Source organism: Capnocytophaga sp. oral taxon 326 str. F0382, assembly GCF_000318295.1.
Classification (GTDB): domain Bacteria; phylum Bacteroidota; class Bacteroidia; order Flavobacteriales; family Flavobacteriaceae; genus Capnocytophaga; species Capnocytophaga periodontitidis.
Window position 1 is genome coordinate 1 of record NZ_KB291381.1, and the last position, 1632, is coordinate 1632.

At 39.2% G+C, this 1632-nt stretch carries 1 protein-coding gene; it reads right to left on the reverse strand.

Going from position 1 to position 1632, the window contains the following annotated elements; translation table 11 throughout:
• Positions 1 to 1632 (reverse strand): T9SS type B sorting domain-containing protein (locus HMPREF9073_RS03695; protein ID WP_009412653.1); only part of this gene is annotated, 1632 nt, incomplete at both ends.

The window sequence follows — 1632 nt, forward strand, 5'->3', positions numbered from 1 at the left end:
AGTGAAGTTACCGTAGAACTCACGTTTGTCGTACAATTGATCGTTGATTTCGATGATATACCAATAGTCACCTGATGGCATCGCTTGTTTTTCATACGTACCATCCCAGCCTTCTCCTGGTTCTAACTTCACTAAACGACGACCATAACGATCGAAAATGTAGATACGGGCATTTACATTGTTGTCTAAATACTTCGCTTTCCATACATCATTCTCTCCATCTCCATTGGGCGTGAAGAAGTTCGGCACTTCTATATCAAAGTATTCTAAATCGTAAGTCGCTGTTACTGTACAACCTTCAGCATCTTCCACGCGTACATTCACTACTTTATAACGACGTCCGTTTACTAACTTATCAGGATCGTCGTGGTTGATTTTGTACACCGGATTATCTCCTTTACTCACCTCATTAAAGTAGTATGTATAACCTCTAAAGTTATTCGTCCTACCTCCTCGTGCTAATACCTCTAAGGTGTTGAGCGTGGTATTAGTCGTTACTCTCGTAACTGTAAGTGGTGTGTAAGGATCTATCGTGATGGTCTCGGAGGCACTACAACTTCCCGTCATTCCTGGAATAGAGGATACTATAGTATAGGTTACTTCAACCGTTTGGGTAACTGAACTTCTATTGAAATTATCAATATAAGCTACATTGCCTGTGGTTCGTGTGAAAGTAGCTGCTGGAGCTCCATTCAAACTATAGGTTATCTTACTATAGTCGGGCGATGGATTGTTGAAATGTACCTCTAAATAATCTACGTAACTATTAGAACTTGCTTGACAAGTACCATAGTATTTGAGTTCCTTGATTGTAACATCTGGTAATTCTTCTACCGTGAATGACAAGGTCTTAGTCATCGTACAATCGTTACTATCCTTTATTACTACCTCATAGTAAGTGCCTTCTAAAACTCCTAATTCATCAAACAGATCGGTTGAACTTGTTACATCTCGATGTGTTTTTACGTTTTGTTTAGTATCGGCTCTGGCTATACTAATTGTATATGTTCCTGTCCCTCCTGTGATATTCACTATCTCTACCTTGCCGTCTCTTGTGCCTTTACAAGTTACAAACTTAGAGTTCAGAGCGTTGATATCGGCTGTTATGGCTGTTGGATTTACAAATGAATAGCTTCCTGCAAGCGTTACTGAACAGTTTTGAGCATCTAAAATATCTATGTGATAAGTACCTGGTTCTATGTTACTAAAAGTAACTTCATCTCCATTAACTCCTGATATTTCATCTGATTTTGTTGAGCCTTTGAACAATATAAAATGGTAAGGACGTACTCCTCCTGTTACTCCTGATACTTTGAGTGTTCCATCTTTAGCATCTATACAAGTAATTGAAGTTGTGGCTACTGTAATACTTGCGGTATTGATAGCACTATAAGGTGCTAATGTTACACTTAGGGTGCCTGTTGCTGTTGTACAGCCTAAGGCATCTTCTACTGTAATATTATAAGTACCCGCGTCTAAACCTGCTATTTCAATACCTGGATAACCTTCTGGTACATTAGGTTGTACTTTGGGCGTTCCTCCTCCTAATGGTGCAAGGGTTACTGTATAGGTTTGTTCTCCTCCTATAACTGTAAGTGCTACTACACCATTATGATTACCACAATCTACCGA